This is a genomic window from Stenotrophomonas sp. CC22-02 (assembly GCF_004365115.1).
Taxonomy (GTDB): domain Bacteria; phylum Pseudomonadota; class Gammaproteobacteria; order Xanthomonadales; family Xanthomonadaceae; genus Stenotrophomonas; species Stenotrophomonas forensis.
This window is the reverse complement of record NZ_SOCO01000001.1, coordinates 3,888,212-3,903,166: the sequence shown is the minus strand read 5'-3', so window position 1 is coordinate 3,903,166 and position 14,955 is coordinate 3,888,212. Positions and strand designations below refer to the sequence as shown.

11 protein-coding genes and 1 riboswitch are annotated in these 14,955 nt (G+C 66.6%); of the genes, 8 read left to right on the top strand and 3 right to left on the bottom strand.

The window, feature by feature from the left end; all coding sequences use genetic code 11:
* Positions 1-34 precede the first annotated feature (34 nt).
* The 3 genes from N440_RS17805 to N440_RS17795 all read left to right on the top strand — a co-directional run bounded on the left by N440_RS17805 (position 35) and on the right by N440_RS17795 (position 5,102).
* On the top strand, positions 35-3,493 hold the full coding sequence (locus N440_RS17805; RefSeq protein ID WP_133935930.1) for a PAS domain-containing hybrid sensor histidine kinase/response regulator: 3,459 nt from the start codon (positions 35-37) through the stop codon (positions 3,491-3,493).
* A gap of 252 nt (positions 3,494-3,745) precedes the next feature.
* A riboswitch (yybP-ykoY riboswitch) is annotated at positions 3,746-3,835 on the top strand.
* 88 nt (positions 3,836-3,923) lie between these two features.
* A complete protein-coding gene (locus N440_RS17800) occupies positions 3,924-4,499 on the top strand; it encodes a manganese efflux pump MntP family protein (protein ID WP_010482394.1) in 576 nt (191 codons plus the stop codon).
* A gap of 147 nt (positions 4,500-4,646) precedes the next feature.
* The gene (locus N440_RS17795; RefSeq protein ID WP_133935929.1) at positions 4,647-5,102 is read left to right on the top strand and encodes a transposase; all 456 of its coding nucleotides are present in this window, start codon (positions 4,647-4,649) and stop codon (positions 5,100-5,102) included.
* A gap of 103 nt (positions 5,103-5,205) precedes the next feature.
* Here the strand turns inward: N440_RS17795 and N440_RS17790 are convergent, their stop codons facing one another.
* Positions 5,206-5,871, bottom strand: a complete 666-nt coding sequence (locus N440_RS17790) for a response regulator transcription factor (RefSeq protein ID WP_006477308.1) — start codon at positions 5,869-5,871, stop codon at positions 5,206-5,208.
* A 121-nt stretch (positions 5,872-5,992) separates the two neighbouring features.
* Positions 5,993-7,936 (bottom strand): acetate--CoA ligase, encoded by a 1,944-nt coding sequence (acs, locus tag N440_RS17785; RefSeq protein ID WP_049455828.1) that lies wholly within the window; start codon positions 7,934-7,936, stop codon positions 5,993-5,995.
* A gap of 245 nt (positions 7,937-8,181) precedes the next feature.
* Between acs and N440_RS17780 the strand changes: the two genes are divergently transcribed.
* The 4 genes from N440_RS17780 to xth all read left to right on the top strand — a co-directional run bounded on the left by N440_RS17780 (position 8,182) and on the right by xth (position 13,885).
* On the top strand, positions 8,182-9,609 hold the full coding sequence (locus tag N440_RS17780; RefSeq protein ID WP_133935928.1) for a DcaP family trimeric outer membrane transporter: 1,428 nt from the start codon (positions 8,182-8,184) through the stop codon (positions 9,607-9,609).
* 111 nt (positions 9,610-9,720) lie between these two features.
* Complete coding sequence (locus N440_RS17775; RefSeq protein ID WP_133935927.1) at positions 9,721-11,385, top strand: MFS transporter; 1,665 nt, start codon at positions 9,721-9,723, stop codon at positions 11,383-11,385.
* A gap of 185 nt (positions 11,386-11,570) precedes the next feature.
* Positions 11,571-12,980, top strand: coding sequence for a coniferyl aldehyde dehydrogenase (locus N440_RS17770; protein ID WP_133935926.1), 1,410 nt, complete (start codon positions 11,571-11,573; stop codon positions 12,978-12,980).
* Positions 12,981-13,102: 122 nt separating this feature from the next.
* Positions 13,103-13,885, top strand: a complete 783-nt coding sequence (xth, locus tag N440_RS17765; RefSeq protein ID WP_133935925.1) for an exodeoxyribonuclease III — start codon at positions 13,103-13,105, stop codon at positions 13,883-13,885.
* Between the two features lie 103 nt (positions 13,886-13,988).
* Here xth and N440_RS17760 read toward each other — a convergent pair whose 3' ends face one another.
* Positions 13,989-14,240 (bottom strand): GlsB/YeaQ/YmgE family stress response membrane protein, encoded by a 252-nt coding sequence (locus tag N440_RS17760; protein WP_005411656.1) that lies wholly within the window; start codon positions 14,238-14,240, stop codon positions 13,989-13,991.
* Between the two features lie 84 nt (positions 14,241-14,324).
* On the opposite strand from N440_RS17760, the gene N440_RS17755 reads away from it, so the two are divergent.
* Positions 14,325-14,924, top strand: a complete 600-nt coding sequence (locus N440_RS17755; protein WP_133935924.1) for a 4'-phosphopantetheinyl transferase superfamily protein — start codon at positions 14,325-14,327, stop codon at positions 14,922-14,924.
* Positions 14,925-14,955: the final 31 nt, after the last annotated feature.

Here is a 14,955-nt window from a genome sequence, read left to right as displayed (position 1 = left end):
CTACACTGCGGGTTCCTCCGACGGAAACACGCGCGTGGTCTCCAGCTGGATCCTGCTGCTGGTCTCGGTTGCCTATGCCGCGCTGCTGTTCGGCGTGGCGTGGTGGGGTGACCGCCGGCCGATGTATCCCGACCGGCCGTGGCTGCGGCCGGTGGTCTACAGCCTGGCGCTGGCGGTGTACTGCTCGTCGTGGACCTTCTACGGCGCGGTCGGCACCGCTGTGCGCAACGGTATCGGCTACCTGCCGATCTACATCGGTCCATTGCTGCTGCTGATGTTTGGCTGGCGCATCATCGAGCGCCTGGCGCTGATCGCGCGCAGCCAGAACGTGGTCTCCATCGCCGATTTCATCTCCTCGCGTTTCGGCCGCTCGCGGCGGTTGGCAGCGCTGGTGGCGATCATCGCGCTGATCGGCATCGTTCCGTACCTGGCCCTGCAGTACAAAGCGGTGGCGATGAGCCTGCAGGTACTAACCGGCAACACCGGCCCGACCGGCTACTTCAGTGACCCCGCGTTGTACGTGGCGTTGTTGATGGCGCTGTTCGCCACCCTGTTCGGTACCCGCCAGGTCGATGCCACCGAACACCATCACGGCATGATGCTGGCCATTGCGCTGGAGTCCGTGATCAAGCTGGTGGCGATGGTGGCCGTGGGCGTGTTCGCCTACGTCTGGCTCAGTGACCGCAATGAAGCAGTGGTGGAATCGGTGCATACGCTGTTCACCGGGCTGCCTCCGGTGGGCTTCCTGTCGCAGACGCTGCTCAGCTTCCTCGCCATCATCTGCCTGCCGCGCCAGTTCCACGTAGCGGTGGTCGAATGCGGGGATGTGCGTGATGTACGCCGTGCGCGCTGGATGTTCGGCGGCTACCTGGTACTCATTTCGGCGATGGTGCTGCCGATCGCCACCGCCGGTGTCAGCCTGTTCGGCACCGGCAGTGGCGTGGCCGATGACTCGATGGTGCTGGCCCTGCCGCTGGCGGAAGGGCGCAACGCACTGGCGTTGATTGCCTATATCGGGGGGTTCTCCGCGGCGACCGGCATGGTGATCGTGTCCTCGATCGCGCTGGCCACCATGGTCAGCAACGATCTGGTGATGCCGGTGCTGCTGCGTCGAAGTGGTGATCATCAGGAAGCGGCCGACGTGGCCTCGCGCGTGCTGTGGATCCGCCGGCTGGCGATCCTGCTGCTGGCACTGATGGCCTACAGCTACTACCGCAGCAGCAGCAACGACAGCACCCTGGCCAGCTACGGCCTGATGGCGTTCGCTGCAGTGGCGCAGTTCGCACCGGGGTTGATCGGTGGCCTGTACTGGCGCGGCGCCAGCCGCCGCGGCGTCGAGGCGGGCATGCTGCTGGGCTTCGGCACATGGTTGTACACGCTGCTGCTGCCGGCGATGACGATGGCGGGCTGGATGGACGCCGGCTGGGTACAGAACGGCCCGTTCGACATCACCTGGTTGCGCCCGCAGCAGTTGTTCGGGATGACCGGTTGGGACCCGCTGACCCATGGCACGTTCTGGTCACTGCTGGTCAACGCGGCGACGATGATGCTGGTGTCCGCGCGCTGGCGGCCGGGCGTGGACGAGCGGCTGCGCGCCGCGCCGTTCCTCGATCCGTATGCCGAGCGTCCTTCGGTGGCCGGTGGCTGGCCCGGTCATGTGCACGTGGGTGACCTGCTGGCACTGGCCTCGCGCGTGGTCGGTGAACGCCACGCGCGGCGCGCTTTCTTCGAACAGGCGCAGTCGCTGGGACGCGAGTTGCAGTCCTCGGCACCGGCCGACCGGCCCTGGGTGCAGTTCACCGAGCGACTGCTGGCCGCATCGATCGGTGCGGCCTCCGCGCGGCTGCTGCTGACCAGCCTGCTGCGCGGCTCGGGCATGGACCTGGGCGAAGTGGTGGCGGTGCTGGATGAAGCCGGGCAGGAGCTGCGCTTCAACCGCGAGATTCTGTCGACCACGCTGGAGAACATCAGCGCCGGGGTCAGCGTGGTCGATCCGGACATGCGCCTGACCGCCTGGAACCGTCGTTACCAGGACATGTTCGGTTACCCCGACGGCATGCTGTATGTGGGGCGCCCGGTGGCCGATCTGATCCGCTACAACGCCGAACGCGGCGAGCTGGGCGAGGGCGACATCGAAGTGCAGATCAACCGTCGCATCGGCTACATGCGCGCCGGTTCACCGCACGTGTTCGAGCGCACCCGCAGCGATGGCAAGGTGATCGAGATGCGTGGCCAGGCGCTGCCCGGTGGCGGCTACGTCACCAGCTACAACGACATCACCGATTACAAGCACGCGGAAAAAGCACTGCTGGAAGCCAACGAGACGCTGGAACAGCGCGTGGCCGAGCGCTCACATGAGGCCGAGGTCGCCCAGCAGTCGAAGACCCGCTTCCTGGCGGCGATCAGCCACGACGTGCTGCAACCGCTGAATGCCGCGCGCCTGTTTGCTTCCGCGCTGCGTGACAGTGACCACGTCAGCGATGAGCAGAAGCATCTGGCCGAACGCGTGGACGCCTCGCTGCGTGCTGCCGAAGAACTGCTCGATGGTCTGCTGGATGTGTCGCGACTGGATGCCGGTGGCCTGCACCCGGTGATCGGCGAGTTCGACGTGAGCGCGCTGATGCGCGAACTGGCTGCGCAGTACACCCCGGTGGCCGCCGGCCGTGGCCTGCGCCTGGACCTGTTCGCGCGACCGGCGTGGGTACGCAGCGACCGCCGCCTGTTGCGCCGCGTGCTGCAGAACTTCCTGGCCAACGCGCTGCGCTATACCCGCCAGGGCCGCATCGTTCTGGCCGTACGCCACCGCGGCGACGAAGTGGAGCTGCAGGTGTGGGATACCGGCCCCGGCATTCCCGAGCACCACATGCGGCAGATCTTCGACGAATTCCACCGTTACCAGCAGCCGTTCGACTGGGGCGAGCAGGGCCTCGGCCTGGGCCTGTCGATCTGCCAGCGCATCTCGCGCCTGCTCGACCATCGCCTCAACGCGCGAAGCCGCGTGGGCAGTGGTTCGATGTTCTCGATCATCCTGCCGCGGGTGGCGCCGCTACCCGGTTATACCGAGATGGCCTCGCCGGTACAGGCCGTGGCCGCACCGGTGCGCAGCGATTCGCTGGCCGGGCTGCGTGTGCTGTGCGTGGACAACGACGAGGAAATCCTCGACGGCATGCGCGCGCTGCTCGGCCGCTGGCAGGTGCAGGTGATCACCGCTGCCACCGTCGACCAGGCGCTGGAGAAGATCGCCGAGCGCCCGCAGGTGATGCTGGTGGACTATCACCTGCACGACCGCATGGACGGCCTGGATGCGCTGGTGGCCCTGCGCGATGCGGCGGGCTACCCACTGCCCGGCGCGCTGTTGACCGCCGACGGCCGCGATGAACTGAAGCGCATGGCGCGCGAGCGCGGCTACCGCGTGCTGACCAAGCCGATCAAGCCGGCCTCGCTGCGCGCCTTCCTGGGCGCGCTGCGCGACGCCGGCAGTGGTGACGCTTGAATCGCAGTTGTAGAGCCGAGCCCATGCTCGGCCCAGGCGCGGAGCGCGGGTCTCCGTGCTCGGGCCGAAGAGCAGCCGAGCGTCGGCTCGGCTCTACAAAATCCGGTTGCGCGAACCGTCTGTAGAGCCGAGCCCATGCTCGGCTCCCGAACGCATAGCGGCGCCGATATAGCCATCGCTATAAAAACCAGCCCTGCCTGCGCGTTTCGCTGGAAATGCGCCACGCGCGGATCGCGGTGCTAAGCTTCGCGTCCCCTTGGGGAGTAGCCGGATTCCTTCGCAGGAATCGTCCACGTCAACATACTCGGCCAGTGCGCCGTGGCGTGGACAACCATGATGGTTGGCGAGACCAGCGGCCCGCGCGCGCAACGTCAGGTTGGGCGCGAGCGCAGGCCGTGCGTCCGTCCTAGCCCGACCTCAGCCACCGCCCATGTCCCCCATTTCGATCCTCCTGATCGGCTTTGCCATGTCCACCGATGCCTTCGCCGCTGCAATCGGCAAGGGTGCGGCCATGCGCAAGCCGGTGTTCCGCGATGCACTGCGTGCCGGCATCATCTTCGGCGTCATCGAAGCGATCACGCCCATCATCGGCTGGCTGCTTGGCCGCGCCGCCCTGCAGTACGTCGAAGCCTTCGACCACTGGATCGCCTTCGGCCTGCTCGGCGCGCTGGGCATCCACATGATCTACAACGGCCTGCGCCCGGACAGTGCCGAGGAAGACGAAGACCCCTCGCAGCACCACGGCTTCTGGAAGCTTGCGCTGACCGGCTTTGCCACCAGCATCGACGCGATGGCGGTGGGCATCGGCCTGGCCTTCATGGACGTGCATATCGGCGTGATGGCTGCGGTGATCGGCCTGTGCACGCTGACCATGGTCACCGTCGGCATCATGCTCGGCCGCGTGCTGGGCAGCATGGTCGGCAAGCGTGCGGAGATCATCGGTGGCGTGATCCTAGTGATCATCGGCGCGACGATCCTGTACGAACACCTGCACGGCGTGGGGTAATCAGGGGTACCTGCACAGCCGAACCCTCGCTCGGCTGCCTCACACGGTAGCCGAGTGTGGGCTCGTCTCTACATTGGGGCATTCGCCGATGTCCAGCGCAGCATTCTGCTGATGTAGAGATCCTCTGCTGCGCCGTAGTCTTCCTGCATGGCCAGTCCCGCACTCCGCTTTGGTCGCTGGTCGCAGACCGGCAATGTCTATTCGATCACCGCCGTCACATTCGCGCGTCGCTGCTGGTTCGACGATGCGGCCAACGTCGAACTTCTGATCGAAGCACTACGCACGGTAGAGCGGACAGGTCGAAGCTTCTCCCTCGCCTGGGTGGTCATGCCGGATCATCTGCATTGGCTGCTCGAACTACGTACCGGGACGCTTGCCGGCTGCATGCAGATACTCAAATCGCGGAGCGGGCGTTCCATCGGCAGGCGCGTGGATGCCAACGCGCCGATCTGGCAGCCGGGGTTCTACGATCATGCGCTGCGCAGTGACGAGTGCCTGCGCACGCAGGCGATGTACATTGCAGCCAATCCAGTGCGTGCCGGGCTTTATACCTGTCTCGGCGATTATCCCCACGCTTGGAGCAGGTGGCCTCTGCGGGACTAATGCAGCCTTTATGCGAAAAGCAGCCGAGCGTGGGCTCGGCTCTACAAAGGCATCATGAAGGCTGTAGAGCCGAGCCCATGCTCGGCTCCGCAGTCCGTTACGATCAGTCTTCTTCCGGTGGCAGCACGATGGCGTCGTCGTCGATCGCCAGCTTGCCGGCCATCAGCACGGCCTGGGTGCGGTTGGTCACGCCCAGCTTGCGCAGGATCGCAGTGACGTGGGCCTTGATCGTCGCTTCGGAGACGTTGAGGTCGTAGGCGATCTGCTTGTTCAAGCGGCCAGCGCCCAGCATCTGCAGCACGCGGAACTGCTGCGGGGTCAGCTCGCGCAGGCGCTGGCCGACTTCGCGTTCCTCGCTGCCGGTGGGCGGCACGTTGTGCGCTTCCGGCGGTGCCCAGGTCTCGCCATCGAGGATGGTGCCCAGTGCATGGCCGATGGTGTCCGAGTCGGCCGACTTCGGAATGAAGCCGAGCGCGCCGTGGTCGAGCGCGCGGCGCATCACCGTGGCTTCTTCGCGTGCGGACACCACCACCACCGGCAGGTGCGGGTGCAGCGAGCGCATGTGCACCAGGGCGTTGAAACCCTGCGCTCCGGGCATGTTGAGGTCCATCAGGACCAGGTCGGCGTCGTTGTGCTGGTCGGCCAGCGCGTACAGCGCTTCCACGCTGTCGGCCTCGAACAGCTGCACGCCCGGGATGACCCGCTGCACCGCCCCACGCAGGGCTTCGCGGAACAGCGGGTGGTCATCGGCAATCAGGAGGGTGGTCATGGGTCGAGCTTATCGATCAGGAAAAGGAGCGACGTGATGGCAGGTGCAGGACGGGTCGGACGCGGCCGGGTCCCTCCTCCCGGCCACGTCCCTGGCGCGTCCTGCGCCTGCAGTCACGCCATCAGCGCACCTTGCGCTCGTCCACCAGCGACGCCACCACCGACGGATCGGCCAGGGTCGAGGTGTCACCGAGCTGGTCCGGCGCGTTCTCGGCGATCTTGCGCAGGATGCGGCGCATGATCTTGCCCGAGCGGGTCTTCGGCAGGCCCGGCGCCCACTGCAGGTGGTCCGGCGTGGCGATCGGTCCGATCTCCTTGCGCACCCAGGCGACCAGTTCCTTCTGCAGTTCGTCGCTCGGTGCTTCTTCGGCCACCAGGGTCACGTAGGCGTAGATGCCCTGGCCCTTCACGTCGTGCGGGAAACCGACCACGGCCGCTTCGGCCACCTTCGGGTGCGAGACCAGCGCGCTTTCCACTTCGGCGGTGCCGATGCGGTGGCCGGACACGTTGATCACATCGTCGACGCGGCCGGTGATCCAGTAGTAGCCGTCCTCGTCGCGGCGGCAACCGTCGCCGGTGAAGTAGCTGCCCGGGTAGGTACGGAAATAGGTGTCGATGAAACGCTGGTGGTCGCCGTACACCGTGCGCATCTGGCCCGGCCAGGAATCACGGATGATCAGGTTGCCCTCGGTCGGGCCGTCCTGGATCTCGCCATCGGCATTGACCAGCGCCGGCTGCACGCCGAAGAAGGGCAGGGTGGCCGAACCCGGCTTGAGGTCCATCGCGCCGGCCAGCGGCGAAATCAGGATGCCGCCGGTTTCGGTCTGCCACCAGGTATCGACGATCGGGCAGCGGCTGTCGCCGACCACTTCGTAGTACCAGCGCCAGGCTTCCGGATTGATCGGCTCGCCGACGCTGCCGAGCAGGCGCAGCGAGGCGCGCGAGGTCTTCTTCACCGGCTCCTCGCCCTCGCGCATCAACGCACGGATGGCGGTCGGGGCGGTGTAGAAGATCGACACCTTGTGCTTGTCGATCACGTTCCAGAAGCGCGAGGTATCCGGATAGTTCGGCACGCCTTCGAACATCAGCGAGGTCGCGCCGTTGGCCAGCGGCCCGTACACGATGTAGCTGTGGCCGGTGACCCAGCCGACGTCGGCGGTGCACCAGTAGATGTCGTCCTCGCGCAGGTCGAACACCGCTTCATGGGTGTAGGCCGCGTACAGCAGGTAGCCACCGGTGGTGTGCAGCACGCCCTTGGGCTTGCCGGTGGAGCCGGAGGTGTAGAGGATGAACAGCGGGTCTTCCGCGTTCATGCGCTCGGGTTCGCAGGTGGCCGGCTGGCTGTCCACCACGTCGTGGAACCAGCGGTCGCGCGGCGCCTGCATGTCCACCGCGCCGCCGGTGTGGCGCACCACCAGCACGGTTTCCACGGTATTGGTGCCGGGCAGCTTCAGAGCCGCATCGACGTTGGCCTTCAGCGGAATCTTCCGGCCACCGCGCAGGCCTTCGTCGGCGGTGATGATCAGCTTGCTCTGGCAGTCGCTGACGCGGTCAGCGATCGAGTTCGGTGCGAAGCCACCGAACACCACCGAGTGGATCGCACCGATGCGCGCGCAGGCCAGCATCGCCACCGCAGCGTCGACGATCATCGGCAGGTAGATGGTGACCCGGTCGCCCTTCTTGACACCCAGGTTGCGCAGCGCGTTGCCGAGGCGGCAGGTGCGCTCGTACAGCTCGCGATAGGTCACGTGCTGGGCCGGCGCGTCGGGACCATCCGGTTCGAACAGCAGCGCGGTCTTGTCGCCGCGCGTGTCCAGCTGGCGGTCCAGGCAGTTCACGCTGGCATTGAGCTCGCCATCCTCGAACCACTTGATGTGGAAGTCGGACAGGTCGTAGCTGACGTTCTTGATCTTCGTCGGCTTGCGCATCCATTGCAGGCGCTCGGCGGCCTTGCCCCAGAAACCATCCGGGTCGGTCACCGAAGCCTGGTACTGCTGTTCGTACGACGTCTTGTCGATGCGTGCCTTGGCGGCGAACTGCGGATCGACGGGGTAGATATCAGCCATGGCACCCTCACTTGCACGTTGACTTTGTATGTGCGGTCGCAGCATCGCGGCGACCGATTCCCCTCAGTTTGCCCCATCCACCCCCGGCCGCGTCACCACTCTGGTTAGACCATGGTCGAAAGTGAGCGCCCAGCAGGGCCGGGTTCGACCAATGGCGAATAGCCGCTGTGCGCGAACGCCCCGCAGTCTCGGCTCGACCGTGCCCCACGCGCGGCATCACCTTGCCACTTGGGAGAGAGGGCAACATGAGCCACCGTACGTTGAAAGCCGTGCGCACACCTTTGGCGGCCTGCCTGTTGGTCGCCCTGGTCGCACCGGGCATGGCGTTCGCAGAGACCGCCAAAGAGAAAGCGCTGGAAGCACGCGTTGCCGAACTGGAACGCCAGGTCCAGCTGCTGCTGTCTTCGCAGCAACAACAGCAGACCCAGATCAGCCAGACCCAGCAGGCGGTGACCGAAGTCCGCACGGTGCAGGCCGGGCAGAAGCCGGTCGCACAGGTGCCGGCCGGCAAGCAGCCGATCCAGGTCACCACCCTCACTCCGGGCGCCGCGCCGGGCACCACGGTCAAGTTCGGCGGCTTCATCAAGGCCGACTTCCTGGCCACCCAGACCAGCGATGGCCAGCTGGCCGACGATGCCACCGGCCGTTCGCTGTACCTGCCGGGCCAGACCCCGGTGGAAGGCGCTGGCGGCACCGGCAAGCGTTCGGGCACCGACCTCAACGCCCACGCCAAGTTCTCGCGCTTCAACCTGGGCATCGACAACGTGAGCGAGTCCGGCAACAAGGCCGGTGCGTTCTTCGAGATGGACTTCTTCGGCAACTCGCTGGGCAACCAGACCGCCACCAATACCTATGGCGTGACCCTGCGCCACGCCTACATGTACTGGAACAACTGGCTGGCCGGCCAGACCTGGTCCAACTTCATGGACGCCGCCGCGCTGCCCGAAGCGGTCGACTTCGTCGGCCCCACCGACGGCGTGATCTTCGTGCGCCAGGCCCAGGTGCGTTACACCCAGGGCGGCTTCAGCGTCGCGCTGGAGAACCCGGAAACCACCACCCTTACCGGTACCCGCAACCCGGTCACCGGTGCCTGGACCAACACCAGCGCCAACTCCGATCGCGGCAGCCTGCCCGATCTGACCCTGCGTTATGGCTGGAAGGGCGACTGGGGCACCTTCGGTGTCGGCGGCATCGTCCGCCAGCTGAAGGTCGACAACCAGGCCACCGGCGCCAAGGCCGACAAGGTGGCCGGCGGCCTGACCCTGGGCGGCAAGTGGGTGATGGGTGACAGCGATTCGCTGCACTACCAGCTGACCGGCGGCGAAGGCATCGCCCGCTACATCGGCCTGGGCATCACCGCCGACAGCGCCTACGACGTGGCCCGCGACGAGCTCAACCCGACCGGCGTGCTTGCCGGTTATGTGGGCTGGCGGCATGCGTTCTCACCGAAGCTGCGCACCAACCTGATCTACGCGCGCAGCGACTACGACAACGACAGCGTGCTGGGCCCGCTGGTGACCAAGAGCGTGCAGAGCGTGCGCGGCAACATCTTCTACTCACCGCTGCCCAAGGTCGATATCGGCGCCGAGCTGATGTACGGCCGCCGCGAGATCGAGAACGGCAACAAGGGTGACATCACCCGGTTGCAGTTCACCACCAAGTACAGCTTCTAAAGGAGTGCCGACCAACGGTCGGCACCTACCGAGATTGTGTGCCGGCCAGCGGCCGGAACCTGCCAAATTGAGTGCCGACCAAGGTCGGCACCTACAGAGGGAACACGTCCCATGTCCAGCACTGCATCAAGCCCGCACAATCCAGCGGGCACCCTGACCCAGGGCCACAAGAAGGTCATCTTCGCATCGAGCCTCGGCACGGTGTTCGAGTGGTACGACTTTTTCCTGTACGGCTCGCTCGCCGCGATCATCGCCAAGCAGTTCTTCAGTGGCGTCAACGAAACCACCGGCATGATCTTCGCGCTGCTGGCGTTCGCCGCCGGCTTCTTCGTGCGACCGTTCGGCGCGGCCTTCTTCGGCAGCCTCGGCGACCGCATCGGCCGCAAATACACCTTCCTGGTCACCATCCTGATCATGGGCATCTCGACCTTCCTGGTCGGTGTGTTGCCCAATTATGCCTCGATCGGCTTCGCCGCTCCGGTGATCCTGATCATCCTGCGCCTGGCCCAGGGCCTGGCGATGGGCGGTGAGTACGGCGGTGCTGCCACCTACGTGGCCGAGCATGCGCCGGACGACAAGCGTGGCCTGTACACCAGCTTCATCCAGTGCACGGCCACGCTCGGCCTATTCATGTCGCTGCTGATCATCCTGGCCTGCCGTTACTTCCTGGGTAACGAAGCTTTCGAGGCCTGGGGCTGGCGCATCCCGTTCCTGGTCTCGATCCTGCTGCTGGGCATCTCGGTGTGGATCCGCCTGCAGCTGAGCGAGTCGCCGCTGTTCCAGCAGATGAAGTCGGAAGGCAAGGGCTCCAAGACGCCGTTCCGTGACAGCCTGAAGGGCGGCAACCTGAAGCTGATGCTGCTGGTCCTGCTTGGTGCGGCAGCCGGCCAGGCCGTGGTCTGGTACGGCGGCCAGTTCTACGCGCTGTTCTTCCTCAGCAGCATGCTGAAGGTCGATGCCACCACGTCCTACCTGCTGATCGCCGCTGCACTCGCACTCGGCGTGCCGTTCTTCATCTTCTTCGGCTGGCTGTCCGACCGTATCGGCCGCAAGAAGATCATCCTAGCCGGCTGCCTGCTGGCTGCCGTCACCTACATCCCGATCTTCAAGGGCCTGACCCACTTCGCCAACCCGGCCATCGAAGAAGCCCGCAGCAATTCGCCGGCGCTGGTGGTTGCCGATCCGGCAACCTGCTCGTTCCAGTTCGATCCGGTGGGCCTGCGCAAGTTCACCAGTTCCTGTGACGTGGCCACCGCCGCGCTGACCAAGGCCGGTGTGCCGTACGACGTGCAGCCCGCCGCCGCCGGTTCGCTGGCGATGGTGAACGTGGGCAGCGCCAGTGTCACCTCGTACGAGGCCGCCGGCCTGAGCAAGGACGAAGGCAAGGCCAAGGCCGATGCGTTCGGTGCCGAGCTGAAGACCGCGCTGACCACGGCGGGCTACCCGGCCAAGGCGGATGGCGCGCGCATCAACATCGCAGGCACGATCTTCATGCTGTGGCTGCTGGTGCTGTATGTGACCATGGTCTACGGCCCGATTGCCGCCTACCTGGTCGAACTGTTCCCGACCCGAATCCGCTACACCTCGATGTCGCTGCCGTACCACATCGGCAACGGCTGGTTCGGTGGCTTCCTGCCGGCGATCTCGTTCGCGCTGGTGGCCGGTACCGGCAACCTGTACTACGGCCTGTGGTACCCGATCATCATCGCGTTGATGTCGGTGGTGGTGGGTGGCCTGTTCCTGCGTGAGACCAAGGACGTGGACATCACCAAGTAACCGGCGTGCCGACCCACGGTCGGCGCCCACCGGGTTTCAGGGGCCGCGGTGCAGACCGCGGCCCTTTTGTTTGGTAGTGCCGGCCGCTGGCCGGCAAATGCACGATGTCTGCCGGAGATCCATGGGGCTGCCGGCCAGCGGCCGGCAATACCATTGCGTTGCGCAGCACCCCGTATAGTCGGCCCATGACCACCACCACGCCCGCCGAGCTCCCTGCCGTCCTGCACACCCTGCGCAGCGCTTGGCAGTCGCAGCGGCCCACACTCGACCAGCGCGAGGCCGACCTGCGCCGCCTGCGCGAGGCGCTGAGGCCACGTCTGGACGAAATGGCCCAGGCCATCGCCGAGGACTTCGGCCACCGCGCCCGCACCGAATCGAAGCTGGCCGATGGCATGAGCGTGCTGTCGGCCATCGACCACCTGCGCCGCCACCTGCGGCGCTGGTCGAAGCCGCAGCGGGCATCGGCTGGGTGGAAGCTGTGGCCGGCACGCGCGCAGCTGCGGCCGACGCCGCTGGGGGTGGTCGGGGTGATCTCGCCCTGGAACTACCCGGTCACGCTGGCGCTGGTGCCCTTGGCTACAGCCATCGCCGCTGGCAACCATGTGCTGCTGAAACCCTCCGAACACACCCCGCGCACCAGCGCGTTCCTGGCCGATCTGCTGGCCAGTGTGTTCCCGCCCGATCGGGTGGCGGTGGTACAGGGCGGGGCGGACGTGGCCGCGGCGGTGTCCTCGCTGCCGCTGGACCATCTGCTGTTCACCGGCTCGACGGCGGTGGGCCGAAAGGTGATGGCTGCCGCGGCTGAGCATCTGGTGCCGGTCACGCTGGAGCTGGGCGGCAAGTCGCCGGCGATCGTCTGCCGCGATTTTCCGCTGGCCACCGCCGCCGCACGGCTGGCCACCGGCAAGTGGTTCAACGCCGGGCAGACCTGCATCGCGCCGGACTACGTGTTGATCGACACCGCACGCCAGCGCGAGTTCGTGCAGGCGCTGCAGCAGCAGGTACGCGAGCGCTATGGCGATTTCAGCGATGCCGAGGATTACACCCGCATCATCAACGAAGGCCAGTACCGGCGCCTGCAGGGCTATCTGGCGCAGGCGCGCGAACGCGGCGTGCCGGTGATTCCGCTGGCGCAGGTGGATGAAGCGCGCGCCGACCGTGAGCGCCTGCTGGTGCCGACCGTGGTGCTGGACCCGCCGGACGACCTGGACCTGATGCGCGAAGAGATCTTCGGCCCGATCCTGCCGGTGCGCGCCTACCCGGACCTGGAGGCCGCGCTGGCCGACGTGCTGTCCCGTGACCGGCCGCTGGCGTTGTACCCCTTCAGCCACGACAGGGCGACGGTGGAGCGCATCCTCGGCCAGGTGGTGGCCGGCGGGGTGACGGTGAATGACACGCTGCTGCACTTCGCCGCCGATGGGTTGCCGTTCGGGGGCGTGGGCGCCAGCGGCATGGGGGCGTACCACGGCCGGGCCGGGTTCGACGCGATGAGCAAGCGGCTGCCGGTGCTGTGGCAGTCGCGCTGGGCGGCCAGTGACCGGCTGCGGCCGCCGTATTCGAAGATTGCGGGGTTGTTGAGGCTGCTCGTGCGGTAGTGCCGGCCGCTGGCCGGCAGATGCAGGGTCTTGCCGAGGGTTGCCGGCCAGCGGCCGGCACTACCCGGTAGGTGCAACCAAGGTTGGCGTCTACCAAACCCGGGCCGGGTAGAATGCCCCCCATGAAGATCGCCTCGTGGAACGTCAATTCGCTCAATGTCCGTCTGCCGCACCTGGAGCAATGGCTCAAGGCGTTCGGCCCGGACATCGTCGGTATCCAGGAAACCAAGCTGGAGGACCACAAGTTCCCCGATTCGGCGCTGATCGCCGCCGGCTACCGCAGCGTGTTCGCCGGCCAGAAGACCTACAACGGCGTGGCGCTGCTCTCGCGTGAGCCCGCGCAGGACGTGCAGATCGGCATTCCCGGCTTCGAGGACGAGCAGAAGCGTGTCATCGCCGGTACCTTCGGCGACCTGCGGGTGATCAACCTGTACGTGGTCAACGGCCAGGACATCGGCACCGACAAGTACGACTACAAGCTGCGCTGGCTGGAGGCCGTCCATGCCTGGATCGCCGAAGAACTGCAGCGGCACCCGAAGCTGATCGTGATGGGCGATTTCAACATCGCCCCGGACGCGCGCGATGTGCACGACCCGGAGGTGTGGAACGAAAACCACATCCTGACCTCCACCGCCGAGCGCGGCGCGCTGAACAAGCTGCTGCAGCTGGGCCTGCACGATGGCTTCCGCCTGCACAACGACGAGGCGGGCACCTTCAGCTGGTGGGATTACCGTGCGGCCGGCTTCCGCCGCAACCTGGGCCTGCGCATCGATCTGACCCTGGTCTCCGACGCGCTGAAGGGCAGCGCGGTGGCCTCGGGCATCGACCGCGAGCCGCGTACCTGGGAACGCCCGAGCGATCACGCGCCGGCGTGGGTGGAAGTAGCGTCGAGCTTGCTCGACTGATCTCCCATGCAGTCGAGCAAGCTCGACTCCACAGAACGGGGCCCGACGATTGCCGGGCCCCTTGTGATGCGTCTGCCGGCCAGCGGCCGGCACGACCACCGCGTCAGCGTATGCTCTTGCGGGTGAACAGGTTGACGATCGCCAGCAGGATCACCGCACCGATCAGCGAGAACAGGAAGGTGCGGATGGTGATCGCTTCGTTGATGCCGCCGCCGAACAGCCAGCCGGAAATCAGCGCGCCGACGATGCCGACCACGATGTTGAGGATGATGCCCTGCTGGGCGTCGCGCTTCATGATGATGCTGGCCAGCCAGCCTACGATGCCGCCGACGATCAGCCAGATGATGATGCCCATGATCGAACCTCCGGTGGGGAACTGTGACCAGTTGACGCGCATGGCTGTGAACCCGTCGTGCAATTGCGTGATGGGCGCGTGCGGATGAGCCTGCCAGCCACCCTCGACGGCCCGTGGCGCTTCGGCCCGGTGACGGTCTGGCGGCGCACCCACGTGCCTGGCCAGCGGGGCGAACCGCAGGCGCGGCAGGTGCTGGCGCAGGCGCTGGGAGCCGAACCGGAGGCGCTGCCGCTGGTGCGCGACGGCAAGGGACGGCCTGAACTGAGCGGCGCACTGGCCCACTACGGCACCGGCTGGAGCCACAGCGGTGAGGTGCTGCTGGTGGCGCTGGGCGAGGGCGTGCGGCTGGGCGTGGACCTTGAGCTGCTGCGGCCGCGACCACGCCTGCTGGAAATCGTGCGGCGCTTCTTCCATCCCGAGGAAGTGGCCTGGCTGGAGAGCCTGGACGAGGCCGGGCGCGAGCACTGGTTCTTCCGCGTGTGGTGCGCCAAGGAAGCGATGCTGAAAGCCCACGGCCAAGGCATTTCGTTCGGCCTGCACCGGCTGCAGCTGGCCCCCGGCAATGACGGCGCCCTGCACCTGCGCTGGTGCGACCCGGAACTGGGCGAGGCCGCGCGCTGGCACCTGCACGAATGGCAGGCCAGCGGGCAGTTCCGCGCGGCATTGGCCTGGTATCCGCACTGAAGCGGCGAATCAGCGCGCAAAACCGGCGATA